General features: G+C 60.2%; 27 protein-coding genes. 18 read left to right on the forward strand and 9 right to left on the reverse strand.

Going from position 1 to position 23,915, the window contains the following annotated elements:
* Nucleotides 1-4 precede the first annotated feature (4 nt).
* From rpoD to ACG9DO_RS12045, 10 genes are all read left to right on the forward strand, one after another.
* Nucleotides 5-2,032 (forward strand): RNA polymerase sigma factor RpoD, encoded by a 2,028-nt coding sequence (rpoD, locus tag ACG9DO_RS12000; protein WP_394728227.1) that lies wholly within the window; start codon nucleotides 5-7, stop codon nucleotides 2,030-2,032.
* 59 nt (nucleotides 2,033-2,091) lie between these two features.
* The gene (locus ACG9DO_RS12005; RefSeq protein ID WP_394728229.1) at nucleotides 2,092-2,610 is read left to right on the forward strand and encodes a hypothetical protein; all 519 of its coding nucleotides are present in this window, start codon (nucleotides 2,092-2,094) and stop codon (nucleotides 2,608-2,610) included.
* Nucleotides 2,611-2,672: 62 nt separating this feature from the next.
* Entirely contained in the window at nucleotides 2,673-3,305 is a 633-nt protein-coding gene (parA, locus tag ACG9DO_RS12010; protein ID WP_394728231.1) for a ParA family partition ATPase, read from the forward strand.
* A 76-nt stretch (nucleotides 3,306-3,381) separates the two neighbouring features.
* The gene (locus tag ACG9DO_RS12015) at nucleotides 3,382-3,861 is read left to right on the forward strand and encodes an RpiB/LacA/LacB family sugar-phosphate isomerase (RefSeq protein ID WP_394728233.1); all 480 of its coding nucleotides are present in this window, start codon (nucleotides 3,382-3,384) and stop codon (nucleotides 3,859-3,861) included.
* A gap of 28 nt (nucleotides 3,862-3,889) precedes the next feature.
* Nucleotides 3,890-5,212 carry a serine hydroxymethyltransferase gene (gene glyA, locus ACG9DO_RS12020; protein ID WP_394728235.1) on the forward strand — a complete coding sequence of 441 codons (1,323 nt, stop codon included), beginning with the start codon at nucleotides 3,890-3,892 and terminating at the stop codon, nucleotides 5,210-5,212.
* Nucleotides 5,213-5,223: 11 nt separating this feature from the next.
* Nucleotides 5,224-5,442: a hypothetical protein gene (locus ACG9DO_RS12025; RefSeq protein WP_394728237.1), complete on the forward strand. Its 219-nt coding sequence runs from the start codon at nucleotides 5,224-5,226 to the stop codon at nucleotides 5,440-5,442.
* An 8-nt stretch (nucleotides 5,443-5,450) separates the two neighbouring features.
* Nucleotides 5,451-5,921, forward strand: a complete 471-nt coding sequence (gene nrdR, locus ACG9DO_RS12030) for a transcriptional regulator NrdR (RefSeq protein WP_394728240.1) — start codon at nucleotides 5,451-5,453, stop codon at nucleotides 5,919-5,921.
* Nucleotides 5,908-6,660, forward strand: a complete 753-nt coding sequence (locus ACG9DO_RS12035; protein ID WP_394728242.1) for an RNA methyltransferase — start codon at nucleotides 5,908-5,910, stop codon at nucleotides 6,658-6,660. Before nrdR ends, ACG9DO_RS12035 begins: the two co-directional genes overlap by 14 nt.
* Before the next feature lie 622 nt (nucleotides 6,661-7,282).
* The gene (rpsD, locus tag ACG9DO_RS12040) at nucleotides 7,283-7,897 is read left to right on the forward strand and encodes a 30S ribosomal protein S4 (RefSeq protein ID WP_394728243.1); all 615 of its coding nucleotides are present in this window, start codon (nucleotides 7,283-7,285) and stop codon (nucleotides 7,895-7,897) included.
* A 117-nt stretch (nucleotides 7,898-8,014) separates the two neighbouring features.
* Nucleotides 8,015-8,641 (forward strand): NAD(P)H-dependent oxidoreductase, encoded by a 627-nt coding sequence (locus ACG9DO_RS12045; RefSeq protein ID WP_394728245.1) that lies wholly within the window; start codon nucleotides 8,015-8,017, stop codon nucleotides 8,639-8,641.
* Between the two features lie 6 nt (nucleotides 8,642-8,647).
* Here ACG9DO_RS12045 and ACG9DO_RS12050 read toward each other — a convergent pair whose 3' ends face one another.
* From ACG9DO_RS12050 to ACG9DO_RS12080, 7 genes are all read right to left on the reverse strand, one after another.
* Nucleotides 8,648-8,950, reverse strand: a complete 303-nt coding sequence (locus tag ACG9DO_RS12050; RefSeq protein ID WP_394728247.1) for a chorismate mutase — start codon at nucleotides 8,948-8,950, stop codon at nucleotides 8,648-8,650.
* Nucleotides 8,950-10,080: a tRNA guanosine(34) transglycosylase Tgt gene (gene tgt, locus ACG9DO_RS12055; RefSeq protein WP_394728250.1), complete on the reverse strand. Its 1,131-nt coding sequence runs from the start codon at nucleotides 10,078-10,080 to the stop codon at nucleotides 8,950-8,952. Before tgt ends, ACG9DO_RS12050 begins: the two co-directional genes overlap by 1 nt.
* A 12-nt stretch (nucleotides 10,081-10,092) precedes the next feature.
* Nucleotides 10,093-11,121 carry a tRNA preQ1(34) S-adenosylmethionine ribosyltransferase-isomerase QueA gene (gene queA / locus ACG9DO_RS12060; RefSeq protein ID WP_394728252.1) on the reverse strand — a complete coding sequence of 343 codons (1,029 nt, stop codon included), beginning with the start codon at nucleotides 11,119-11,121 and terminating at the stop codon, nucleotides 10,093-10,095.
* A 40-nt stretch (nucleotides 11,122-11,161) separates the two neighbouring features.
* Nucleotides 11,162-11,830, reverse strand: a complete 669-nt coding sequence (locus ACG9DO_RS12065) for a peptidylprolyl isomerase (protein ID WP_394728254.1) — start codon at nucleotides 11,828-11,830, stop codon at nucleotides 11,162-11,164.
* A gap of 111 nt (nucleotides 11,831-11,941) precedes the next feature.
* Entirely contained in the window at nucleotides 11,942-12,457 is a 516-nt protein-coding gene (gene coaD, locus ACG9DO_RS12070; protein WP_394728256.1) for a pantetheine-phosphate adenylyltransferase, read from the reverse strand.
* On the reverse strand, nucleotides 12,454-13,359 hold the full coding sequence (locus tag ACG9DO_RS12075; protein ID WP_394728258.1) for a polyprenyl synthetase family protein: 906 nt from the start codon (nucleotides 13,357-13,359) through the stop codon (nucleotides 12,454-12,456). The genes coaD and ACG9DO_RS12075 overlap by 4 nt, the downstream gene beginning before the upstream one ends.
* 13 nt (nucleotides 13,360-13,372) lie before the next feature.
* Entirely contained in the window at nucleotides 13,373-13,642 is a 270-nt protein-coding gene (locus ACG9DO_RS12080) for an exodeoxyribonuclease VII small subunit (RefSeq protein WP_394728260.1), read from the reverse strand.
* A 64-nt stretch (nucleotides 13,643-13,706) separates the two neighbouring features.
* On the opposite strand from ACG9DO_RS12080, the gene ACG9DO_RS12085 reads away from it, so the two are divergent.
* From ACG9DO_RS12085 to ACG9DO_RS12105, 5 genes are all read left to right on the forward strand, one after another.
* Entirely contained in the window at nucleotides 13,707-14,108 is a 402-nt protein-coding gene (locus tag ACG9DO_RS12085; RefSeq protein WP_394728262.1) for a DUF2177 family protein, read from the forward strand.
* Between the two features lie 3 nt (nucleotides 14,109-14,111).
* On the forward strand, nucleotides 14,112-14,789 hold the full coding sequence (locus ACG9DO_RS12090; protein ID WP_394728264.1) for a hypothetical protein: 678 nt from the start codon (nucleotides 14,112-14,114) through the stop codon (nucleotides 14,787-14,789).
* 9 nt (nucleotides 14,790-14,798) lie between these two features.
* Nucleotides 14,799-17,066 carry a phosphoribosylformylglycinamidine synthase subunit PurL gene (gene purL / locus ACG9DO_RS12095; protein WP_394728266.1) on the forward strand — a complete coding sequence of 756 codons (2,268 nt, stop codon included), beginning with the start codon at nucleotides 14,799-14,801 and terminating at the stop codon, nucleotides 17,064-17,066.
* Nucleotides 17,067-17,177: 111 nt separating this feature from the next.
* The gene (locus tag ACG9DO_RS12100; protein WP_394728268.1) at nucleotides 17,178-17,513 is read left to right on the forward strand and encodes a DUF6122 family protein; all 336 of its coding nucleotides are present in this window, start codon (nucleotides 17,178-17,180) and stop codon (nucleotides 17,511-17,513) included.
* The gene (locus ACG9DO_RS12105; protein WP_394728270.1) at nucleotides 17,510-18,751 is read left to right on the forward strand and encodes a TCR/Tet family MFS transporter; all 1,242 of its coding nucleotides are present in this window, start codon (nucleotides 17,510-17,512) and stop codon (nucleotides 18,749-18,751) included. Before ACG9DO_RS12100 ends, ACG9DO_RS12105 begins: the two co-directional genes overlap by 4 nt.
* Here ACG9DO_RS12105 and ACG9DO_RS12110 read toward each other — a convergent pair.
* Nucleotides 18,748-19,557: a Coq4 family protein gene (locus tag ACG9DO_RS12110; RefSeq protein ID WP_394728272.1), complete on the reverse strand. Its 810-nt coding sequence runs from the start codon at nucleotides 19,555-19,557 to the stop codon at nucleotides 18,748-18,750. The two genes, ACG9DO_RS12105 and ACG9DO_RS12110, sit on opposite strands and share 4 nt — an antisense overlap.
* Before the next feature lie 42 nt (nucleotides 19,558-19,599).
* Entirely contained in the window at nucleotides 19,600-20,475 is an 876-nt protein-coding gene (gene serB / locus ACG9DO_RS12115) for a phosphoserine phosphatase SerB (RefSeq protein ID WP_394728274.1), read from the reverse strand.
* On the opposite strand from serB, the gene miaA reads away from it, so the two are divergent.
* The 3 genes from miaA to ilvN all read left to right on the forward strand — a co-directional run bounded on the left by miaA (nucleotide 20,468) and on the right by ilvN (nucleotide 23,837).
* Nucleotides 20,468-21,424, forward strand: coding sequence for a tRNA (adenosine(37)-N6)-dimethylallyltransferase MiaA (miaA, locus tag ACG9DO_RS12120; RefSeq protein WP_394728277.1), 957 nt, complete (start codon nucleotides 20,468-20,470; stop codon nucleotides 21,422-21,424). The two genes, serB and miaA, sit on opposite strands and share 8 nt — an antisense overlap.
* A 125-nt stretch (nucleotides 21,425-21,549) precedes the next feature.
* The gene (ilvB, locus tag ACG9DO_RS12125) at nucleotides 21,550-23,310 is read left to right on the forward strand and encodes a biosynthetic-type acetolactate synthase large subunit (protein ID WP_394728279.1); all 1,761 of its coding nucleotides are present in this window, start codon (nucleotides 21,550-21,552) and stop codon (nucleotides 23,308-23,310) included.
* 11 nt (nucleotides 23,311-23,321) lie between these two features.
* A complete protein-coding gene (ilvN, locus tag ACG9DO_RS12130; protein ID WP_394728281.1) occupies nucleotides 23,322-23,837 on the forward strand; it encodes an acetolactate synthase small subunit in 516 nt (171 codons plus the stop codon).
* The last annotated feature ends 78 nt before the right edge of the window (nucleotides 23,838-23,915 follow it).

The raw sequence follows: 23,915 nt of genomic DNA on the forward strand, positions 1-23,915 counted from the left end.
CGGTATGGCAACCAAGTCTAAACGCGCTGACAAAGACGACGCACCGCTGATCGATCTCAACGAAGCGCAAATCAAGAAGCTCATGAGCAAGGCCAAGAAGAAAGGCTACATCACGGTTGATGAGCTCAATGAGGCTTTGCCACAGGACCAGATGACCTCTGAGCAGATTGAGGACGTCATGTCCGCGATCAGCGAAATGGGCGTCAACATCGTCGAGAATGACGAAGAGGCCGAGGCTGAGGCGGAGCAGGACGCCGAAGTCGAGGAAATGGAAGTCGACGACGAGAAGAAGGAAGTCAGGAAGCCGGCTGCTGCTGCCAAGAAGGCTGCGACCGGAGAGCGGACCGACGACCCCGTCCGCATGTACCTGCGCGAGATGGGCGCAGTCGAATTGCTCAGCCGCGAAGGCGAAATCGCGATTGCCAAGCGCATTGAAGCAGGCCGCGATACGATGATTATCGGTCTGTGCCAGAGCCCGATCACCTTTCACGCCATCATCCAGTGGTCTGAAGCGCTCAACAATGAGGAAATGCAGCTGCGCGAGATCCTCGATCTCGATGCAATGCTGTCGAAAGAACCGCCTGCCGACAAGCTCAACGACGACGCTGATGACGATGATGATGGCGAGATCTCCGAAGAAACCGCCGGTCCCACCATCCGCGACGATGACGATGATGACGACGAGGAGGAAGAGCTCGACGAGGATGATGAGGACGGCGAACCCCGCGCCTCAAAGAAACGCGACGATGACGATGAGGAGGACAACACCCTCAGCCTCGCGCAGATGGAAGCCACTCTGAAGCCCGAAGCGATCGAGCGCTTTGCCCGCATCACCAAGACCTTCAAGACCTTCGAGAAACTTCAGGCTGAGCGCGTTGAAACGCTCGCCCGCGGCGAAGCGCTGCCTGCGGCAAAGGAAAACCGCTACGAGAAACTGGGCGAAGAGCTCACCTCCGAAGTCGAGAGCATGCAGTTCCACGCGACCAAGATCGAATTCCTGGTCGACAATCTCTACGCTTTCAACCGCCGCCTGACGGCGCTTGGAGGCCAGATGCTGCGTCTGGCGGAACGCCACAAGATCAAGCGCGTCGATTTCCTCGAAAGCTATGTCGGCAATGAGCTTGACGATGCCTGGATGAAGGAAAAGGCGAAGAAGGACAAGAAATGGGCCGCCTTCGCCGAGAAGGAAGCCGATGCGATCGAGCGTATTCGCGCCGAAATCGCCGACATTGCCAGCCAGACGGGCATGAGCCTCGAGGAATTCCGCCGCATCGTCAACATGGTGCAGAAGGGCGAGCGCGAGGCGCGTATCGCGAAGAAGGAAATGGTCGAGGCGAACCTGCGTCTCGTGATCTCCATCGCCAAGAAATACACCAATCGCGGCCTGCAATTCCTTGATCTTATTCAGGAAGGCAACATCGGCCTGATGAAGGCGGTCGACAAGTTCGAATACCGCCGCGGCTACAAGTTCTCGACCTATGCGACCTGGTGGATCAGGCAGGCGATCACCCGCTCGATCGCAGACCAGGCGCGTACCATCCGCATCCCGGTGCACATGATCGAAACGATCAACAAACTGGTCCGCACCTCGCGCCAGTTCCTTCACGAGGAAGGCCGCGAGCCGACCCCGGAAGAGATGGCCGCGCGCCTCTCCATGCCGCTCGAAAAGGTTCGCAAGGTGATGAAGATCGCCAAGGAGCCGATCTCCCTCGAAACGCCAATCGGGGACGAGGAAGACTCGCACCTCGGCGATTTCATCGAGGACAAGAACGCGATCATCCCCGTCGATGCCGCAATTCAGGCGAACCTGAAAGAGACGGTCACCCGTGTGCTCGCATCGCTCACTCCGCGTGAAGAGCGCGTGCTGCGCATGCGGTTCGGCATCGGGATGAACACCGATCACACGCTGGAAGAAGTCGGCCAGCAGTTCTCGGTTACCCGCGAACGTATCCGGCAGATCGAGGCAAAGGCGCTGCGGAAGCTCAAGCACCCTAGCCGGTCGCGGAAAATGCGCTCGTTCCTGGATCAGTAAGTATCATGAAACACGCTCTTATCGGCATTGTCGCGGCGCTGGCTGTTGCGTCTCCCGCGTTGGCGCAGGAAGCCATGGCACCAAACACGGCACAGGTGGGTGATACTCGCCTGAATTTGGCGCAGGAAATTATCGAGATTTCCTATCCTCCAGAGACACGGGAGCCCATGTTCGCGGCGGTGGGCCGCCAAATGGAAGCTCAGATGCTGCAATCGTTGAAATCATCGATGAAGATCGATGACGAGGCGCTCGCTATCATTCAGGGCTGGCAAGCAGACGTATCGGAGGAGACCGATGCTGCTTTGAGACGTCATATTCCGAACATCATGGATGGCTGGGCGCGATCGTTCGCCGCGATCTTCTCCGAAGAGGAGTTGCGAGACATTCTGGCATTTGTCTCAACCGATACCGGTAAAGCATTCATGCTGAAGTCAGTGGACGTAGTCGCGCATGAGCACTTCGCGAAGGCCAATCAGCAATTCATGGATGAAACAATGGCAATTGTCACAGGCAAGATCCCTCAACTGATGGACGAGCTTATTGCCAATCAGTCCAATGGGGATGAAGCTACCGAGTAGCTCGACATTGGCACCGCTCCCCGATATTGTGCGCCGCAACATAATCGAGAGAGATATACCAAGTGCCCACAATCGCCATCGTTTCGCAAAAAGGCGGCTCCGGGAAAACCACGCTCGCGGTGCATCTTGCGACGCGCGCCGCGCAGGCTGGCCACGAAAGCTGTGTGATCGACACCGATCCACAAGCCACCGCTGCCGCGTGGAGCGACTGGCGCGGCGATTTCCTCCCTTTGGTCGTCACCAGCCCCCCTGCCCGGCTTGGCCGCACGATCGAAGGAGCAAAGAAGAACGGCGTAGACTTCGTCGTCATCGACACCCCGCCCCATGCTGATGCCGCCGCGCGCGAAGCCATCAAGGCAGCTGATATCGTCCTCATTCCCAGCAAGCCGCGCGCGTTTGACCTGCATGCGCTGGAGCCGATTGCGGACCTCGTCTCCTTTGCAAACAAACCCGCTTACGTCGTGCTGAATTCAGTCCCTGCAGGGGCAACACTGCTTACCGAAGACGCGAAGAAGAGCGCCAAGGCGATGGGACTCAAGCTGTGCCCGGTCTCGCTCGGCGATCGCGCCGCCTTCCACCGATCCTCCGCCAAGGGCGAGACTGCGGGCGAAATCGATCCCGAAGGCAAGGCCGCGAAAGAGATCGAGAAGCTGTGGAAGTGGGTCAATAAACAGCTCAAGAAGCTCGAAGAGTAGCCCACTGGCCAAAAAGCCCGGCGAAAAAGCCGATTGCGGGGTAGAGAGAATCGCTTCCGCTCCCTATGAGGCGCCCATGCGTATTGCGATTGCATCAGATCATGCTGCCACGGATTTGAAGGCAGAACTCGCCGAATGGCTCATCGATCAAGGCCATGAGGTCGCTGACCTTGGCCCCGATGCCGGCCAGAGCGTCGATTACCCCGATTACGGCTACAAGCTGGCCGAGGTTATCGCTGAAGGCACTGTCGAGCGCGGCATTGCCCTGTGCGGCTCCGGTCTTGGCATTTCCATCGCGGTGAACCGCAACCCTGTGGTCCGCTGCGCCGTCGTATCTGAGCCGCTCTCCGCCGCTCTCGCACGTGAACATAACGATGCCAATTGCATTGCAATGGGCGCGCGGCTGATCGGGATCGAAATGGCCAAGTCCTGCGTTGCAACATTTCTCGCGACGGAATTTGCCGATGCCGGGAATCCAAGCGGTCGTCACCAGCGCCGCGTCGCAAAACTCGGCCATCCGCCCGATGGCTCTGACACAATTGAACCGCTGCAATAAGTCGCGCCCCTAGAAGAGAATTTGAACAATGAGCACTGCCCCTTCATCCGAGACCGATATCATGGCCAACAACATACAGCGTTTCTGGCATGACGACCTGGCGACTGCCGATCCTGAGATCGCGGCGGCCATCGGCAAGGAATTGAAGCGTCAGCAGGACAAGATCGAGTTGATCGCGTCTGAAAACATTGCTTCGAAGGCTGTGCTGGAAGCGACCGGCAGCGTCTTCACCAACAAATACGCCGAAGGCTATCCAGGCAAGCGCTATTATGGCGGCTGCGATTATGCCGACGTAGTCGAAACGCTAGCGATCGAGCGCGCGAAGGAGCTGTTCGGCTGCAATTTCGCCAACGTTCAGCCCAATTCGGGCAGCCAGATGAACCAGGCGGTGTTCCTCGCGCTGCTTGAGCCGGGCGACACCTTCATGGGTCTCGACCTCAATTCGGGCGGTCACCTCACGCACGGCTCGCCCGTCAACATGAGCGGCAAGTGGTTCAACCCGGTCAGCTACGGCGTGCGCAAGGACGACGAGCGGATCGATATGGACGAAGTCGCCGCGACCGCGCGCGAGCATAAGCCCAAGCTCATTATTTGCGGCGGTACAGCCTACTCGCGCACCTGGGACTTCCCGCGCTTCCGCGAAATCGCTGACGAAGTGGGCGCAACCCTGCTTTGCGACATGAGCCACATTTCCGGCCTGGTTGCAGGCGGCGCGCACCCCTCGCCTTTCCCGCATGCGCATGTCGTTACCTCGACGACGCACAAGAGCCTGCGCGGCCCTCGCTCCGGCATCATTCTCTGGAACGACGAAGAACTGACCAAGCCCTTGAACATGGCGGTTTTCCCAGGCCTTCAGGGCGGCCCGCTGATGCATGTCGTTGCGGCCAAGGCGGTAGCCTTTCGCGAGGCGCTACGTCCCGAGTTCAAGGCCTATGCTCATGCTGTGGTTGAGAATGCCCGCGCACTCGCCGCAAGCCTTGAGGAAAACGGGCTCAGGATAGTCTCTGGCGGCACGGACAACCATTCGATGCTGGTCGACCTCACCGCCAAAGACGTCACCGGAAAGTCGGCCGAGGCTGGCCTCGACAGGGCATGGCTCACCTGCAACAAGAACGGCATTCCCTACGACACGCGCAGCCCCTTCGTGACCAGCGGCATTCGCCTTGGCACGCCGGCCGGCACGACCCGCGGCTTTGGCCCGGCAGAATTCCGCAAGGTCGGCGCGCTCATCGCAGAAGTGGTCGACGGGCTTGCCAAGAACGGCCCCGAAGGCGACGCGCAGATCGAGGAAAGCGTGCGCGGCCGCGTCAGCGAACTGTGCGAAGCATTCCCAGTCTATCCGGGAATGTGAGGAGAGCGAGGATGAAGGAACCACGAAACGGCGGATCGGATTGGACCTCAGAGTTCAAGGACGAAATCGTTGGCATTGCAAAGGGCGGCGCAAAGCATCCCGGTACCAAGCCGCTGCTGGCCGGAGCGGCAATTGGGGCGGTCGCGGGTGCCTTGTTGCCCGTGGTGACCTGGCCGGTCGGCCTGGTAGCCGGAGCCGGGCTTGCGATTTACAACAGGGTCAAGAAGTAAGACCCTGAATGCGCTGCCCCTTTTGCGCCAACGAAGACAGCCAGGTCAAAGACAGCCGCCCGACGGAGGATAACTCCGCGATCCGCCGGCGCCGGCAATGTGCGAGTTGTGGCGCGCGTTTCACCACGTTCGAGCGCGTGCAATTGCGTGAAGTCACGGTGATCAAGTCCGGTGATCGCCGCGAAGCCTTCGAGCGCAGCAAACTCGAGCAGTCCGTCAGCCTCGCCTGCCGCAAGCGCAACATTTCGCAAGAACGCATCGACCAGCTCGTCTCCGGCATCCAGCGCCAGGTCGAGACAGCAGGCGATCCGGAGATACCGTCGAGCCGGATCGGCGAGCTGGTTATGGACGGCCTACGCCAGATCGACAGCGTCGCCTATATCCGTTTCGCCAGCGTCTATCGCGACTTCAGCGAGGCCCGCGACTTTGAGGAATTTGCCAGCACGGTGCAGGAAGCGGCCAAAGATGGCGGCAAGTAACCCGCCAGTCATCGTCCTCGTCCGCCCGCAACTGGGCGAGAATATTGGCAAGGCCGCCCGCGCGATGCTCAATTTCGGACTGACGGAGATGCGGCTTGTCGCACCGCGCGACGGGTGGCCTAACCCCGATGCGGGCCCCGCGGCAGCAGGCGCAGACATCGTGCTCGAACAGGCCCAGGTCTTCGAAACGACGGCAGATGCCGTCGCGGATTGCGTGCATATCTATGCGACAACCGTGCGCAAGCGCGGGGTGACAAAGCCTGTTGTCGCCCCAGATGAAGCAGGCCGCGCGATTGTCAGCGAACCGGGGCGAAGCGCGATCCTGTTCGGGCGCGAAGCGTCTGGGCTTGAGACCGAAGATGTCGCGCTCGCCCGTTCCATCCTGACTGTCCCGATAAACCCGGAATTCGGCTCGCTGAATCTTGCCCAAGCCGTCATCCTGACGGCCTATGAGTGGTCCAAGGCCGTGCGAAATGCGGGACAGGCAGGTGTAACGCTGGTGCAGCCCACAGCCGAAGACGAAGTGCTCCCCCCCGCTTCTCAGGCCGAACTCGACGGACTGATCGAGCACCTTGAGCGGATGCTGGAGCCCAAGGGCTATTTCTTCCCCGAAGCCCGCGCAGAAACAACCCGGCGCACGCTTCGCGGCGTCCTGACCAAGCCGGGCTGGAACCACCTGGAAGTGCGCACGCTGCGGGGCGTCTTGTCTACTCTCCAGCGACAAGATAATGTGTCTTAGTAATCGGTTACCAGTCTGATGCCTGACGTTGGCATCAGGCCTGCCTCGGATTTGAAGGGACAATGAGATGGCGTTATTTGCTGCCGCACTGTTGATTGCCGGTCTTCAGTCTTCAGCTGCGGAACCTGCACCGCCTCCAGAACCACCTGAGGTTGCTGAGCAGGAAAGTGAGCTGGAAAATCCTGCGGCAGAAGAACCGAAAGTCTGCAAAACGGAGAAAATCACAGGCACGCGGATTTCCCGGTCACGCAAGGTTTGCATGACGCAATCCGAGTGGGATGCGCTTGCTCGCGCGGCACGCGAAGATCTTGATCGGCTTAACGGGCCAAGGACAAATCCCTGTCTCGAAGATCGCTGCTGACCAATCGAAGCGGTGAGAGCGCGCCCTATATCACCCGCCGAAAAATCAAACTCGGTCTGATCCAACCCACAGGTTGAGTTCAGTCAGGCAGCGGCGCAGTGAAAGCTTGATTTACGCCTGAAGCATGCTAATGGCGCGCCTCACGCAAATTGGCTCCGCACCCCGGTGAAGCGGTGGCCACGCTGAAGAATAGCTTCAGCGGTGCGATGCCGGGTTGAATGCCTGCCGTTGGGGCGGGCCAGCAAATTGAAGGAAAGACCTATGTCCAAGCGCAAGAGCGCCAAGTACAAACTCGACCGCCGGATGGGCGAAAACATCTGGGGTCGCCCGAATTCTCCGGTCAACAAGCGTTCCTACGGCCCGGGCCAGCACGGTCAGCGCCGCAAGGGCAAGATGAGCGACTTCGGCCTGCAGCTGCGCGCCAAGCAGAAGCTCAAGGGCTATTATGGCGATGTGACGGAGAAGCAGTTCCGTCGCACCTACCAGGAAGCGACCCGCATCAAGGGCGATACCGGTCAGAACCTGATCGGCCTGCTTGAGCGCCGCCTCGACATGATCGTCTACCGCGCCAAGTTCGCGCCGACGATCTTCGCTGCGCGCCAGCTGGTCAGCCACGGCCACATTCGCGTGAACGGCGTGAAGTGCAACATCGCATCGCGTCGCTGCGATGTGGGTGACGTCATCAGCCTGGGTAACAAGGCCAAGGAAATGGCGCTCGTGATCGAAGCACAGAGCCTGCCAGAACGCGATATTCCTGACTACGTCGCAACCGACGGAAATGACAAGGTGACCCTTGCCCGCGTGCCGAAGCTCGACGAAGTGCCTTACCCGGTGACGATGGAACCGAACCTGGTTGTCGAGTTCTACTCGCGCTAATCCGCGAGAGCATTGAGAAAACAAAAGGGCGGTCCATCAGGGCCGCCCTTTTCTTTTGGCCGAGATAGATGCATTGATCCCTTCTCTGCTCAAAAACGCGGTCGATAGGGCACTTGCATGAACATCTTGCTGATTGATGGGCACCCGGATGAAGGTCGATACGTTTCCCACCTGCTCGATATCTACGAGAACGCCCTACCCGCTGGCAGCGAGATTGAGCGGGTTGCCGTGCGCGATCTCGAATTCACGCCCATCTTGCGTCACGGATATCGCAAACGCACGGACTGGGAGCCTGACATCCTGATGATAGCGCAGAAGCTCGATGCTTGCGACCATGTCGTGTTTGCGTTTCCGATGTGGTGGGGCGCGGAGCCGGCTGAGCTTAAGGGACTGCTGGACCGGTTGTTCCTGCCAGGTTTCACTTTTGCCTATCACGAGAACGATACGTGGTGGGACAAGAACATGGTCGGAAGGTCAGCCGACGTGATCATAACGATGGATACGCCGCCCTGGTACCACCGCCTTGCGCATGGCAATGCAATCATCCATCGCTGGAAGAAGCAGATGCTGGAATTCTGCGGTATGAAACCTGTGCGAATTCTGCCCTTGGGCCAGGTCAAATTTGGCGGCGCGGAAAAGCATGCCCACAAGTGGCAAGCAAGAATTGAAAAGCTGGCGAGGACAATCAGACAGGCAAGACCCGAGAAGAAAGAGCTTCGTCTGGATCGCTTTCTCAACCGCTAATTGGCCTCAGGCCCGCGTTCGGTCCCATTCCTCGAATTCATAGGAGATCGAGGTCTCGACCAGTTGGTCCCAGATGGCCGCGAGCTTGTCAGCTGGAAGGCCCCGGGCCTCCGCATCGGCGCGTACCGCTTCGATCACTTCTGCCTTGCGGTCCTCATCGCGTACGGTGTCCCGGCTCGGCTTGATCCGCGCAGCAGCACGCATGTATCCGAACCGAGTCTCCAGCAGCTCCACCAGCGCGCGGTCGATCGCGTCCACGCCCTCGCGCACGTCAGCCATGCTGGCGCAGTCTTCAGGCTGTTTCGGCATCAGTCGTCTGCTTTCAGATAGTCACGGCGGAAATCGCTCGCGAAATGAGAGAATTGCCCGGCCTCAATGGCATCTCGCATCGCCTGCATCAACTGCTGATAGAAGCTGAGATTGTGCTCAGTCACCAGCATGGCGCCGAGGATTTCGCCGGACTTCTGCAGGTGGTGGAGGTAGGCGCGCGAATATGTCCCACAGGTCGGACAGGAGCAACGCTCGTCTAGCGGCCCGGTATCCTCTGCATGGCGCGCATTGCGCAGGTTGAGCGGACCATTACAGGTAAAGGCCTGACCGTTGCGACCAGAGCGCGTCGGCAGTACGCAATCGAACATGTCGATCCCGCGCTCGACCGCGCCGACAAGATCGTCCGGCTTGCCTACGCCCATCAGGTATCGCGGCTTGTCCTCGGGCAATTGCTGGGGAGCAAAGTCAAGCGTAGCAAACATTGCCTTTTGCCCCTCTCCCACGGCAAGACCTCCCACCGCATAGCCATCAAACCCGATGTCGATGAGCTTGTCCGCGCTAGTCTTGCGCAGGTCTTCATTGAGCGCGCCCTGCTGGATGCCGAACAGCGCGGCGCTCTGTGCATGCTTGCCGCCACGGTCAAATTCGATCCGGCTGCGCTTGGCCCAGCGCATGGAGAGTTCCATACTCCGCGCGATTTCGTCGCGAGGCTGGTCAGCGCGCGGGCATTCGTCGAACGCCATGACGATGTCGGAGCCGAGCAGGCGCTGGATCTCCATCGATCGTTCCGGGGTCAGCATATGCTTCGAGCCGTCGATATGGCTGCGGAACTCGACCCCGCTCTCGGTCAGTTTGCGAAGGTCTGACAGGCTCATCACCTGGTAGCCGCCGCTGTCGGTCAGGATCGGACGATCCCAATTCATGAACTGGTGTAATCCGCCCAGCTTGGCGACGCGCTCTGCGCCGGGGCGCAGCATCAAATGATAGGTGTTGCCAAGTATGATGTCCGCGCCTGTCCCGCGCACGCTTTCCGGCTTCATCGCCTTGACGGTCGCAGCAGTCCCCACTGGCATGAAGGCAGGCGTACGAATGTCCCCGCGCTGCATCTGGATGCTGCCCGTGCGCGCCTTGCCGTCAGTCGCGGCGATGGTGAATGAAAAGCGGGTCATTGGGTGCGAGCGTTAGGGCAGCAGAAGCGAGGAGTCACCATAGGAATAAAAGCGGTATTTCTGCTCGATCGCATGGGTATAGGCCGCCATCATCCGCTCACGGCCCATCAGCGCGCTTACCAGCATCATCAGAGTTGATTTGGGCAGGTGGAAATTGGTCATCAGCCCGTCCACGCCCTTGAAGCGGTAGCCCGGCGTGATGAAGATATCTGTGTCGCCTTCAAACGGAGCGATCGTGCGGTCGTCTCGCGCGGCGCTTTCAAGCAAGCGCAAGGAGGTGGTGCCGACTGCAATGATCCTGCCGCCAGCCGCTCGCGCAGCATTAAGCCGCTCGGCCACGTCTGGCGTGATCCGGCCCCATTCGGCGTGCATCTGATGGTTGTCTGTATCGTCGGCCTTGACCGGCAGGAACGTGCCCGCACCTACGTGCAAGGTCAGCATCTCGCGCGCGATTCCCGCCGCGTCGATCGCATCGACCAGCCTTTGCGTGAAGTGGAGTGAAGCGGTCGGCGCTGCGACCGCACCATCTTCTTTCGCAAACATGGTCTGGTAGTCTTCAAGGTCCTGCGCATCCACGCCGCGCTTGCCAGCAATGTAGGGGGGGAGCGGCATGGTCCCGGCACGGTCAAGCAGGACTTCGACCGGCTCGTCACCTTGGAAGAAAAGCGTAAAGCTGCCATCGGGAAGCCGTGCTTCTGCAATCGCGGTGACGCCGCCGCCAAAAACGAGCTGATCGCCTTTGCGCACGCGCTTGGCATTGCGGATGAAGGCCTGCCAGCGGCGCAGGTCCTCGCGCTTGTGCAAGGTCACGCCGATCCTGGCGTCCCCGCGCCGCCCCTCAAGCTGCGCCGGGATTACGCGCGTATCATTGAAGACGAGCACATCGCCGGACCCAAGCAGCGAGGGCAGATCGCGCACGCCCTTGTCCTCGAACGGCCCTTCGCCGGGGACGTAGAGCATACGCGCGGAATCGCGCGGACGCACAGGACGCAGCGCAATCAGCTCTTGCGGGAGCTCGAAGTCGAATAAATCAACGCGCATAGTGAGCGCGCCCTATCCCGTTCGCTGGAGCTTGAGAAGTCTACGGGGTGAGCGGCGCGTTGAGATCATCAAGCGTAATCTCGGTTTCCTGAGCCGGCGGTGTCATGACCGGAGGCGACTTGCCATCGGACGCAAGCGACGCCTGCAGGATGCGGGTCGGGTTCGCGGGCGGCTCACCGCGATTGATCGCATCGACTGCCGCGATATTGTCAATCACGCGCCCGAGATTGGTGTAACGCTTGTCGAGGCTGAAACGCGGATAGAACACGATGAAGAACTGGCTGTTCGCGCTGTTCTCGTCCGAAGCGCGCGCCATGGAGACCGAGCCGCGTACATGCGGCATCGGGTTGAATTCTGCTTCGAGGTCCGGAAGCTCCGAGCCGCCCTGCCCGGTGCCGGTCGGATCACCACCCTGCGCCATGAAGCCTTCTATCACGCGGTGGAAGATCACCCCGTCATAAAAGCCCTGCCGAGTCAGCGTCTTGATCCGCTCGACATGATTGGGCGCCCATTCGGGCATCAAGCGGATTGCGACGCGTTCGCCATTGGAGAGATCGAGCAGCCACACATTGTCAGGCTCCACGCTCGCGTCAAAATTGACCGGAGCGTAGGTAAACCCGCCTGTTGCGGGTGCTTCTTCGTCCTGCGCAAATGCGGGCGCAGCCAGCAGGGAAATCATTGCCGTTGCTGCGAAAATTTTCTTGAACATGGGTACCTTCGTAAAGTCAGGTCGATTGTCGTCAGTTGCGCGCGGTGTAACGCCAAGCCGCTGTCACTTCAATGAATGATAAATGCCGCGTCCCCAACGCTGTCGTCGCGGTCAATAATCGCCCAGGCGTCCCAGTTTCTCGACGCGGGCGTTGACTTCCTCGCACACCGGCTCGCTGACGAAGGCCGTCACATCGCCGCCGAACAGCGCAATTTCCTTGACCAGCTTGCTCGCAATCGGCTGGAGCGAGACATCGGCCATCAGGAACACAGTCTCAATATCGTCGTCCAATTGCTGGTTCATGCCTGCCATCTGATATTCGTATTCGAAGTCCGCGACCGCGCGCAGGCCCCGGATCAGGACAGTTGCGCCTTCCTTGCGGGCGAACTTCACCAGCAGGGCGTTGAAGCCTTTCACTTCCACATTGTCGAGCCCGAGCATTTCAACCTCACGCTGCACCATCGCGAAGCGCTCTTCGGTCGAGAACATCGGATTCTTGGACGGATTGGTCGTCACCCCGATAATCAGCCTGTCGACCAGCTTGCTACCGCGCCGGATGATGTCTGCATGGCCGAGCGTGATCGGATCAAATGTACCGGGATAAATGCCGATCCTTTGAGTGCTCACCTGTCTCTCTCCACAATGAACCGGGCGAGCGCGCGGAGCATGTCCGCCTCTGAACCGTGCGATCCCAGATGTGCCACCGCTTGTTCGACCAGCGCGCGCGCCTGCTCACGCGCTTTATCAACGCCCATCAGCGTCACGAATGTCTGCTTTCCCTGCCCTTCATCCTTGCGCAGCGCTTTGCCGGCCTTCTCTGCATCGCCTTCTACATCAAGCAGATCGTCTGCGATCTGAAACGCAAGGCCAATGTCGCGCGCATAGGCTCGCAAATGTGCCCTCCCCTCCGGCGCCACGCGGCCGAGGATCGCTCCCATCTCGACCGAAGCGGCGAGCAGCGCGCCTGTCTTCAGTTGCTGCAATCGCGTGATCGAGTGGAGATCATACTCCTCCTCGTCCGCAACCATGTCCATCATCTGGCCGCCCGCCATACCGTTGACGCCGCTCGCTGTGCCGAGCGTCATGACCAGTTCGGAACGAACGAAGGGGTCGGATGAAGTCTGCGGATCGGCAAGAATCTCGAACGCAAGCGCGTGGAGCGAATCGCCGGCGAGCACCGCAGTCGCTTCGTCAAACACCTTGTGGAGAGTCGGCTTGCCGTGGCGCAGATCGTCATCGTCCATGCACGGCAGATCATCATGGATCAGCGAATACGCATGGATGGCTTCGACCGCGCAACCGACCCGCACTGCCGCATCGCGTGAGACGCCAAAAAGCTCTGCCGTGCTGACAACCATCAGGGGCCGAACGCGCTTGCCGCCGCCGATGGCGGCATAGCGCATTGCCTCCACCAGCCGCAGCCTTGTGTCTGACGGCAGCGGCAGCAGAGCATCGAACACCGAATCCACTTCGCTCTGGACCTGTTTGAGCCCGTTCATGAGCAGGTCTGTATCGACGGCGGTCAACATCGCGCTGGTAACCTCAGCCTTGTTCGTCGAACGGCTGCGTAGCGCTCGCCTGACCTGAACTGTCCGTCACGATCCGCTCGATCCGCGCCTGCGCATCGTCGAGACGCTTCTGACAGGCTGCGCGCAGCTTCTCGCCGCGCTCGTATAGAGCAATGGATTGATCGAGCGGCACATCGCCCGCTTCGAGCGATTGCACGATCTCTTCGAGCGCCGTTAGCGCCTGCTCGAAGCTCATCTCGCCGATGTCTGATTGTCCTTTAGCGGAACCGATACCCTCATCCATGTGTAGGAGCATTGACCGGGCAATAACGCGCGGTCAAGTTGCGAAACCAATCGGGGCACAGCAAATGAAGTGGATTATTGCATATATCAGCGCGGCAATCGCGTTTGGCATTCTGGATTTTTTCTGGCTGCGCTGGGCTGGGCCTAACCTCTATCGGCCGGTAATCGGCGAGATCATGGCGGAAAATTTCCGCATCGGTGCGGCTGCCGCCTTCTACTTCATCTACCTTGCCGGGATGGTATGGTTTGCGATCAAGCCGGGTCTTGCGAGCGGCAGCGTGATGACTGCCGTCCTGAACGGAGCGCTGCTGGGCGCGCTGTGCTATGCAACGTTCGATCTGACCAGTCAGGCGGTATTCAAGGTCTGGGCGACGCATGTTACCGTTTTCGATATCATCTGGGGGGCGTTTGCCACCGCAACGGCTTCTGCTGTTGCAACCTGGGTGACACTCAAGGTAGCCAGCTAACGCATGTTTATCGGCCATTTTGCTCCAGCCTTTGCCGCTGCCGCTATCAGCCCGCGGGCGCCCAAGCTTGCGACGCTGTTTGTGGCAGGGCAGCTGGTCGATTGGGCCTTCTTTGCGTTTGCCTTCGTGGGGATCGAGCGGATGCGGGTAGAGCCGGGCGCAACAGTCATGGTGCCGTTCGACCTCTATCACATGCCCTACACGCACAGTCTGCTTGGCAATGCCATCTTTGCCTTGCTGTTTGGCGGTCTGGTTCTGTGGGCGAGGCGGGACTTGCTGGCCGCGATCCTTGCTGCGCTCGTCGTCCTTTCGCACTGGCTGCTCGATTGGTTGACCCACCGCCCGGACCTTAGCTTGATGGGCGGCGATGATTTCCATGGGCTCGGACTGTGGAACCAACCTATGATCGCCATTCCGCTGGAGCTGGGGATCACGCTGGGCGCATTCTACTGGTATATGAGGAAGACCAACGGTCCGGTGGGTCCGCCGGCCATCCTGATCACTGTGCTGCTGGCTTTCCAGGCGGTGAACTGGTTCGGGCCGCCGCCTCAGGCTGCGGGCCCCATGCTCTACGGCCAGGCGCTGCTCGCCTTCCTGTTTGCGACACTGTTCGCTGCTTGGGTGGGGACAACGCGCAGGCACAGGCGCACAGTTCTTTTCTTGTCAGGTCCACGCCGCTAAGGGGCCTACATGGCCACTACAGCTTCCGAAATCACCCCAGAGATCGTCGAACAGCACGGGCTGAGCCCGGACGAATATGAGCGCGTGCTCCATGCGCTTGGCCGCGAGCCCAATCTGGTCGAGCTCGGCATCTTTTCCGTCATGTGGAGCGAGCACTGCTCGTACAAGTCTTCGCGCCTGCACCTGAAGAAACTGCCGACCGAGGCACCCTGGGTGATCTGCGGTCCGGGCGAGAATGCAGGCGTGATCGACATTGGGGACGGGCCAGAGGGACAAAAGCTGGCGGCGATCTTCAAGATGGAGAGCCACAACCACCCCAGCTATATCGAGCCCTATCAGGGCGCGGCGACGGGCGTTGGCGGGATCCTGCGCGATGTCTTCACCATGGGCGCGCGGCCTGTGGCAAACGCAAATGCGCTGCGCTTCGGCCGACCCGATCACCCGAAGATGAAGCACCTGGTACAAGGCGTGGTTGCCGGAATCGGCGGCTACGGCAATTGTGTCGGCGTGCCGACCGTGTGCGGAGAGACCAATTTCCACCCGGCGTATGACGGCAACATCCTCGTCAACGCGATGACCGTTGGCGTCGCGGATGCTGACAAGATCTTCTATTCGGCGGCCACCGGCGTGGGCAATCCGATTGTCTATGTCGGCTCCAAGACCGGGCGCGACGGGATCCACGGCGCGACCATGGCGAGTGCCGATTTCGAAGAAGACGCCGAGGCAAAGCGGCCAACAGTGCAGGTCGGAGATCCCTTCACAGAGAAGCTGCTGATCGAGGCATGTCTTGAACTGATGGCGACCGACGCCATCGTCGCAATCCAGGACATGGGCGCAGCGGGCCTCACTTCCTCGAGCGTCGAAATGGCGACCAATGGCAAGGCGGGCATCCGGCTCGACATGAACAAGGTGCCGTGCCGCGAAACCGGCATGACGCCTTACGAAATGATGCTTTCGGAGAGCCAGGAGCGGATGCTGATGGTCCTGAAGCCGGGCAAGGAAGCCATGGCCGAGGCGATCTTCAAGAAGTGGGAACTCGATTTCGCGGTCATCGGCGAAGTCACCGACACGCAGCATATGGTGCTGGAATTCAACGGAGAAGTGGTGTGCGACATCCCGCTGGGACCGCTCGCGGCTGACGCGCCGGAATATGACCGCCCTTACCTCTCGAAAGAGGAATACAGGGCCTGGGCGCAGGTGAAGCCGCTTGAGGATGTACCGGAAAGCGCTGATATTGCAGGTGATTTGCTCAAGCTGATGGCCTCCCCCAACCTCGCTTCGCGGCGCTGGATTGCCGAGCAGTACGACAGCCAGGTAGGCGCAGATACCCTGCAGACCGGCGGAGATGCCGGCGTTGTTCGCGTACACGGGACCAAGAAGGCGCTGGCGATCACCACTGATTGCACCCCGCGCTATGTCTATGCCGATCCCTACGAGGGCGGGAAGCAGGCGATTGCCGAGGCCTATCGCAATCTCTGCGCAGTTGGCGCACGCCCGCTGGCGGTGACCAATTGCCTCAACTTCGCGAACCCGCAGCGGCCCGAAATCATGAGCCAGTTCGTTCATGCGCTCGAAGGCATGGGCGATGCCTGCCGCGCGCTCGACTTCCCGATCGTGAGCGGCAACGTCTCGCTCTATAACGAGAGCAAGGCAACCGGCGGCGGCTCGGCGATCCTCCCCACCCCTGCTATCGGCGGGGTCGGCATCATCGAGGATTACTCCAAGATGATGACGATGGGCTTTAAAGCGGAGGGCGATGCGATCTACATGCTCGCGCCTGAGTTCTGGTCTCGCCCCGACACGGCCCGCTCGCATCTTGGCAAGTCACTTTGGCTGGACACTGTTCACGGCCGCGATGAGGGCCGCGCGCCGCCGGTCGATCTCGCGGCTGAGCGCGGTGCCGGGCAGATCATCCGCCGCTTGATCGAGGAGGGCCTTGTCAACGCTGTGCATGACCTTTCCGACGGCGGGCTCGCCGTGGCGCTCGCCGAAATGGCGATGGCTGGAAATCTCGGCGCTGACGTTAGCGCGAGCCAGAACTATTCCGCCGCGCAATGGTGGTTCGGCGAAGATCAGGCGCGTTATGTGATGACCGTCGCACCAGACAGGATCGAGGCCTTCAACCGCATCGTTGCGGAAGGGCCGGAAATCCCCGAAGCAGCGATGGTCGGCTTCCACCGCATTGGTACAGTCGGTGGTGACAGCCTGCTCGGCGCGTCGCTCGCCCACCTGCGCGAAGCCCACCAGAGCTTTTTCCGCGACTGGATGGAGGGGTAATCTGGAATCCGTTCGCCCTGAGCCTGTCGAAGGGCCGTCCTTCCTTTGTGAGGCAAGTGATCGAAGAAGTGCGGTGCTTCGACAAGCTCAGCACGAACGGGTTTGTTCGGTTTGGAGATAGTACAACCCATCCTGCATTATGGCGGGCACTGGCTCGCACCGTTCCTCATCGCCGCGATAATTTGGCGAGCAGACTGGAAGCGCGCTGGCCTCGTTATGGCCAGCGCCAATTTGATCGACCTCGACCACCTGCTCGCCGATCCGATTTTCGATCCAAACCGCTGCTCCATTGGCTTTCACCTGCTGCATGGGTGGGAGGCCGCGATCCTCTACATCCTCATGCTCGGCGTGCCGAAATGGTGGGTAAGAGCGCTTGGCATAGGCGTGCTGTGGCACCTGGCAGTTGACTATGGCGACTGTGTGATGATGGGCTTTGCGCCTCTATGAACGCTGCGACACCCCTCCCCCCGACGGCCAAGTCGACGCTCGGTTTCGTCGCCTTCATCGTGTTCATTGACATGGTGGGGATCGGGCTGATCATACCCGTCATGCCCACGCTGCTGGAGAGCATTACCGGCGAGCCTGTTGACAGGACGGCGGAAATCGGCGGCTTGCTGGCCTTCGCCTATGCCCTGATGCAGTTCATCTTCGCGCCCGTCGTTGGCGGATTGTCCGACCGTTATGGCCGCAGGCCGGTCCTGCTGATCACGCTGTTCCTGCTAGGAATCGACTACATCATCATGGCGCTCGCCCCGAACCTGTGGTGGTTGTTCGTCGGACGCCTTCTGAGCGGGATCATGGGGGCAAGCTGGGCCGCGGCAAACAGCTGCGTGGCCGATGTCGCCAGGCCTGAAGAGCGCGGCAAGTATTTCGGCATGCTCGGCGGCGTAGGTGCGGCTGGCTTTGTTATTGGTCCTGCGATCGGCGGCGTGCTTGGCAGTTATGACGAGCGGCTGCCTTTCGTCGCAGCCGCGGTGCTGGCGATTGCAGGTACAGCGATAGGATTTTTCATCCTGCGCGAGACGCTGCCAAAAGAGAAGCGCCGCCGCTTCACCATGGCGCGCGCCAATCCGTTCGGCACGATTATACAGATGGCAAAGACACCGATTGTGCTCGGCTTCCTGATCGTAATCTTCCTGATGCAGTTGGCGGCGCAATCGACCTTCGCTGTCTGGGCCTATTACAACCTGCTCGTCTTCGGGTGGGAGGAACTGCAGATCGGTCTTAGCGTGGCTTTCTACGGCATGATGCTTGTTATCGTCCAAGGAGGCCTCACCGGAAAATTCATCGGCAGGTTCGGTGCTGAACGCACCATCGTTATCGGTTTCTGCTTCGCCGTACCGGCCTATATCCTGTTTGCATTCGCGCCGGCCGGATGGGTCATGATGGTCGGGATCTTCCTCGGCGGATTTGGCGGGCTGACTTTCCCTGCGATGCAGCAATTGATGTCAGAGCGTATTTCCGACGATGCGCAAGGCGAGTTGCAAGGCGCGGTCGCAAGCATGGTCAGCCTGACCAGCATCTTTGGGCCTTTGATCATGACCGGATTGTTCGGAGCCTTCGCCGATGATGTGGGGCTTTACTTCCCCGGTGCGCCGTTCCTGCTTTCGGTCTTTATCCTGCTGCTCGCGCTGTCAGCAGTCAGACTGAATATCTCGAGGATGGGCCAGACCGTTTCCGGCTAGGCCGCGGCGGCCTCGGGCTTCATCAGGTCGGCCCCGAGATGCCCCTCGGACTCGAGCTGCGCGAGGCATTGGCGATATATGACGGGTTTGCCGATATTCATCCGTGCGCGCGCCTCGTTGATGTCTTCCAACATGACGCGTTGAACATCCATGTGCGCAAGCTTATCCGCCTTGCGCCCCAGCTCGCGCCCCTCGCGAATTGCAGCGAACAGCGGCGCATTGGTGCCGGTTGCCTTGCGGATCTCGTTCGCAGCCGCATAGGCGATGAACTTGATCCCGAGGTTATGGTTCTGCTCGTAGCTGAAGCCCAGCAGTGCGGCTTCACCCAAGGCATCGCGGCCATAACCGGTGAGAACATGAAACAGGTCATGCGTATCGCGCAGCCGGGTAAAGTACCATTCGGTCAGGTCCTGCGGACGCTGATCGGCTGGAAGCCATTTGTGGCTTTCCTCCACCAGTCCGGCAGCGGACAACCCTTCGCGCTTCATGAAACGTATGTAATGCTGCGCCACGGTTTCTGGCCCGCACTCAGCCCAGCGCGCATGGTCATCAAGCATGGCGGGAATATCGACTTCATCACGCAGGAAACGCTGGCCGGTCTCAGACTGGATAAAGTCCCACGCTTGCTTGTGGCTCGACTTGCCCTTCATCGCTTCGATGATGTGGAAGACCTCTTCGGTTGCTTCCTTGTCAGCGACAAGCCTGCGGAAATGACGCCACGCCTTGAGCGGGCGAAAACTGGTGGTCTTGCGAGTTTCGGAGACCAGGGGTCGGTCAATCAGGCGCGGTGCTGCTGTCGCCATCATCTTGCTCCATAGGTTGCGAAGCGAAACCTACATCATGGTCAGTTAATTGTCTATGACCCACTCGCTTTCGGGAATGCCGAGAAGCGTGAGCACCGTGGTCAAATCGCCTTCATCGATCCGTCCATTCGCCGCCGCGCGCGCCTTGGGTTTGGCGTGGTAAGCAAAACCGTATGTGGCCGCTTCCAGCATAGGTATGTCATTCGCACCATCGCCGGTCGCTAGTGAAATCGTGTGTTCGCCTGCCTTCGCGCTTTCCTCTTCGAGGACCTGCTCTTTGACGGAACTGTCGACGATATGACCCAAAAGCCCGCCGGTCAGCCTGCCTTCTTCCACGTGAAGCCGGTTGCCGACTACGCGCTCAAACCCAAGCATCTGCCCAACCGGATCGGCAAAATGGTGAAAGCCGCCTGTCACGAGTACAGTACGGCATCCCTTGGCGTTCAGGGTCTGCACCAGCGTGCGCGCACCTGCCATCGGCGTGATGCGCTCAGCCAGGCATTGCTGGATCGCGCTTTCATCTAGTCCTGCCAGCAGTCCTACTCGCTCGCGCAAAGCCTGTTCAAAGTCCAATTCGCCTTGCATCGCGCGTTCCGTAATTTCGGCGATCTTGTCCTTGATCCCGGCATAGTCAGCGAGCTCGTCAATGCATTCCTGGCCGATCATGGTCGAATCCATGTCGGATACGAAGACCTGCGGGACCTCAAAACCATTTGCGCTGATAAGCGCCGCCCTTGCCTCCAGCAGTTCGTCGAGGATGCGGTCAAGCACTTCAGCAGAACCGATAGGGTATGCAAACTCGAACAGGTCATCCTTCACCTGACGCAGCGACAAAGCCACGCCCGCTTCCATCAGCCAATCGGGTTGCTGCTCGACGCTTTCAAGCGAAGCCGGGTCTGCTATCAGCCGGACGATGGGCACTGAAGTTTCTCCTGAATCGGGCAAATTGCCACCGCTCGCGCTCATCGCAGGCCCGACCGCCAGCGGCAAGAGCGCAGTCGCGGTGAGGCTTGCCAAGGCTCTGGAAAAGCATGGTCGCGATGCGGCGGTCATCAACGCCGACAGCGCGCAGGTCTACAGCGATTTACAAGTGCTGAGCGCGCGGCCGGCCGAAGAAGAGATGCACGGTGTCGAGCATCTGCTGTTTGGCGCGTGGGATGGAGCGCGGGCCTGCTCGGCAGCAGATTGGGCGTCAGCGGCAAAGTTCGAGATCAGACGTCTACATAGCGAGAGCGCGATCCCGATCCTGGTGGGCGGGACCGGGCTGTACTTGCGCACCTTGCTCGATGGAATTGCGCCGATCCCCGAGATTGCCTCGGAAATCCGTGAAAAGGTTCGCGCGCTCCCGACAACTCAGGCCTACGAAGCGCTGCAAGCTAAGGACCCGGAGCGCGCTGCCCATCTTGATCCCGGTGACAGCCAGCGCATCGCGCGCGCGCTCGAAGTCGTACTTTCGACCGGCAAGACGCTCGCTGAGTGGCAGGAGGAGACATCTGGCGGGATCGCCGGTGAGGTTGACCTCCACCCGCTTATCCTGCTCCCACCGCGCGACTGGCTTTACGAACGCTGCGACCGGCGCTTTGAAATCATGCTGGAGCAAGGTGCAGTCGAAGAAGTGAAAGCGCTGCTAGCGCGCAATCTCTCCCCGGACCTGCCCGTTATGCGCGCCATCGGCGTACCGGAGATAGCAGCATTCCTGCGCGGGGCGATGTCCAAGGCGGAGATGATCGCCGCAGGCCAGCAGGCCACGCGCAACTATGCGAAGCGGCAATATACCTGGTTCCGGCGCCAACCTCCGGATGGTTGGCCGCAGAACGAGTCTGAATCTGTCGATATTGAGTGTTATTTCGCACGATTATTTCAAACTTAAGGGTTGACATGACATAATCATGCTAATAGCGAGGCCTGCGAAGGCCCGGTGTGCACCCTCATGCACCGGGCCGCATTTTTTGTTAAAGCCCCGCAAAATCATTTCGCGGATGGAAAGGTAGTATCGTGACAGCCGAGCGCAGCGGCGCAGCCATATTGGTCGATTGCCTGGTCGAACAGGGCGTGGAGTTCGTTTTCGGATATCCCGGCGGCGCAGTTCTGCCGATCTATGACGAACTCTTCGCAGAAGATAACGGTCTTGGGCGTATTCGCCACATCCTCGTGCGGCACGAAGCTGGCGCAGCGCATGCCGCCGAAGGTTATGCCCGCTCGACCGGCAAGCCCGGCGTGGTGCTCGTCACCTCCGGGCCTGGCGCGACCAATGCGGTCACCGGGATTGCCGATGCCTTCATGGATTCGATCCCGATGGTCGTCATCACCGGCCAGGTTCCCACCGCGCTGATCGGCACGGATGCTTTTCAGGAAGCGGACACGGTTGGCATCACGCGCCACTGCACCAAGCACAATTATCTCGTCAAAGAGCCAGCCGACCTCAAGGCGACAATCGAGGAAGCTTTCCGCATTGCCACGACCGGCAGGCCCGGTCCGGTCGTCGTCGACATTCCAAAAGACGTGCAGATCGCTGTCCCCACGCTGCGCGATACCGGTGGTGCAAAGCCCGGCTCGCACCGTTACGAGCCCCGCATGGCAGCCTCGGCCGAGGAGATCATCGAAGCGGTCGAGATGCTGGAGAAGGCCGAACGGCCGATCTTCTACACCGGCGGCGGCGTGATCAACTCAGGCCCAGAGGCAAGCCGCCTGCTGCGCCGGTTGCAGGACATCACCGGCGCGCCGCTCACCAGCACGCTGATGGGGCTTGGTTCTTTCCCGAGCACCCACCCCGACTGGCTCGGCATGCTGGGCATGCACGGCACCTATGAAGCCAACATGGCGATGAACCAGTGCGACGTGATGGTCTGCATTGGCGCGCGGTTCGATGACCGGGTGACCGGACGGCTCGATGCCTTCAGCCCCAATTCCAAGAAGATCCACATCGATATCGACCGAAGCTCGATCAACAAGACCGTGCGCGTCGATCTTGGCATTGTCGGCGACTGCGCAACCGTGCTCGGCCAGCTGATCGAAGCCTGGGGCAGCCGCAAGCCGCAGGATCTGGGCGAATGGAAGGCGCGAATCATGGGCTGGCGCGCGCGCGATTGTCTCGCCTATCCAGAAAAGTCCGAGATGATCATGCCGCAAAAGGCGGTCGAGCGCCTGTTCGCGCTCACCAGGGATCGCAATCCGATCATCACGACCGAAGTCGGCCAGCACCAGATGTGGGCCGCGCAATATTTCGGTTTCGACGATCCCAACAAGTGGCTCACCTCAGGCGGCCTTGGCACGATGGGCTACGGCCTGCCCGCAGCAATTGGCGCGCAGCTTGGCAATCCGGAGACCCTCGTGATCGACATTGCGGGCGAAGCCTCGATCCAGATGAACATCCAGGAACTGGGCACGGCGAGCCAGTACCGCTTGCCCGTCAAGATCTTCATCTTGAACAACGAGTACATGGGCATGGTCCGCCAATGGCAGGAACTGACCTATGAAGGCCGCTATTCGAACAGCTATTCGGACAGCCTGCCCGATTTCGTCAGGCTCGCAGAGGCCTATGGCTGGAAAGGCTTTCGTATCGAAGACGAAGCGGGCCTGGATGCCGGGATCAAAGCCATGCTGGACCATGACGGGCCAGTGATGGTTGATTGCCTTGTCTCCAAGGACGCCAACTGCTTCCCGATGATCCCGTCAGGCGCAGCCCATACCGACATGCTGCTTTACGGCGACCATGTCGAAGGGACGATGGACGACGAAGCGAAGGCTTTGGTGTAAGGGCACACACAATGAAAATTCACACTGAAGCCACAGAGCGGCATGTCCTTGCCGTCACCGTCGACAATGAAAGCGGCATCCTTGCGAAGATTGCCGGGCTGTTCACTGCGCGCGGTTACAATATCGACAGCCTGACCGTGGCGGACATCACGGAAAACCATGCGGTCAGCCGCATCACCATCGTCACCAATGGCCCGCCGCAGGTGATTGACCAGATCGAAGCACAGCTGGAACGGCTGGTGCCGGTCCACAAGGTCGTCGATCTGACGCAGGCAGGCCCGCATGTCGAGCGCGAGCTGGCGCTGATCAAGGTCGCTGGCAAAGGCGATATGCGGGTTGAGGCTTTGCGTATCGCGGAGGTCTTCCGGGCCAGCGTGGTCGATACCACCACCGAGAGCTTCGTCTTCGAACTCACCGGCGCGCCGGACAAGATCGACAGTTTCATTGCTCTGATGCGCGGCCTTGGTCTGGTCGAAGTCGGCCGCTCCGGCGTGGTCGGAATGATGCGCGGAGCTGAAGGGGTTTAGCTGATTTTCGTCGTCCCAGCGAAAGCTGGGCACTTCCGCCAATTGGCACTGACTATTTTGAAACAGATTCCAGCATTC

This window comes from Altererythrobacter sp. GH1-8 (genome assembly GCF_043702085.1).
In the GTDB taxonomy this organism is placed as follows: domain Bacteria; phylum Pseudomonadota; class Alphaproteobacteria; order Sphingomonadales; family Sphingomonadaceae; genus Erythrobacter.

Coding starts and splice junctions, on each gene's coding strand:
- ACG9DO_RS12090 (WP_394728264.1), top strand. CDS start 14,112: ATGTTTATCGGCCATTTTGCTCCAGCCTTTGCCGCTGCCGCTATCAGC.
- purL (WP_394728266.1), top strand. CDS start 14,799: ATGGCCACTACAGCTTCCGAAATCACCCCAGAGATCGTCGAACAGCAC.
- ACG9DO_RS12015 (WP_394728233.1), top strand. CDS start 3,382: ATGCGTATTGCGATTGCATCAGATCATGCTGCCACGGATTTGAAGGCA.
- glyA (WP_394728235.1), top strand. CDS start 3,890: ATGAGCACTGCCCCTTCATCCGAGACCGATATCATGGCCAACAACATA.
- rpsD (WP_394728243.1), top strand. CDS start 7,283: ATGTCCAAGCGCAAGAGCGCCAAGTACAAACTCGACCGCCGGATGGGC.
- ACG9DO_RS12085 (WP_394728262.1), top strand. CDS start 13,707: ATGAAGTGGATTATTGCATATATCAGCGCGGCAATCGCGTTTGGCATT.
- ACG9DO_RS12050 (WP_394728247.1), bottom strand. CDS start 8,950: ATGCCGAAACAGCCTGAAGACTGCGCCAGCATGGCTGACGTGCGCGAG.
- ACG9DO_RS12025 (WP_394728237.1), top strand. CDS start 5,224: ATGAAGGAACCACGAAACGGCGGATCGGATTGGACCTCAGAGTTCAAG.
- nrdR (WP_394728240.1), top strand. CDS start 5,451: ATGCGCTGCCCCTTTTGCGCCAACGAAGACAGCCAGGTCAAAGACAGC.
- rpoD (WP_394728227.1), top strand. CDS start 5: ATGGCAACCAAGTCTAAACGCGCTGACAAAGACGACGCACCGCTGATC.
- ACG9DO_RS12065 (WP_394728254.1), bottom strand. CDS start 11,830: ATGTTCAAGAAAATTTTCGCAGCAACGGCAATGATTTCCCTGCTGGCT.
- queA (WP_394728252.1), bottom strand. CDS start 11,121: ATGCGCGTTGATTTATTCGACTTCGAGCTCCCGCAAGAGCTGATTGCG.
- tgt (WP_394728250.1), bottom strand. CDS start 10,080: ATGACCCGCTTTTCATTCACCATCGCCGCGACTGACGGCAAGGCGCGC.
- miaA (WP_394728277.1), top strand. CDS start 20,468: ATGGGCACTGAAGTTTCTCCTGAATCGGGCAAATTGCCACCGCTCGCG.
- ACG9DO_RS12080 (WP_394728260.1), bottom strand. CDS start 13,642: ATGGATGAGGGTATCGGTTCCGCTAAAGGACAATCAGACATCGGCGAG.
- ACG9DO_RS12035 (WP_394728242.1), top strand. CDS start 5,908: ATGGCGGCAAGTAACCCGCCAGTCATCGTCCTCGTCCGCCCGCAACTG.
- ACG9DO_RS12105 (WP_394728270.1), top strand. CDS start 17,510: ATGAACGCTGCGACACCCCTCCCCCCGACGGCCAAGTCGACGCTCGGT.
- ACG9DO_RS12045 (WP_394728245.1), top strand. CDS start 8,015: ATGAACATCTTGCTGATTGATGGGCACCCGGATGAAGGTCGATACGTT.
- ilvN (WP_394728281.1), top strand. CDS start 23,322: ATGAAAATTCACACTGAAGCCACAGAGCGGCATGTCCTTGCCGTCACC.
- ACG9DO_RS12075 (WP_394728258.1), bottom strand. CDS start 13,359: ATGTTGACCGCCGTCGATACAGACCTGCTCATGAACGGGCTCAAACAG.
- ACG9DO_RS12110 (WP_394728272.1), bottom strand. CDS start 19,557: ATGATGGCGACAGCAGCACCGCGCCTGATTGACCGACCCCTGGTCTCC.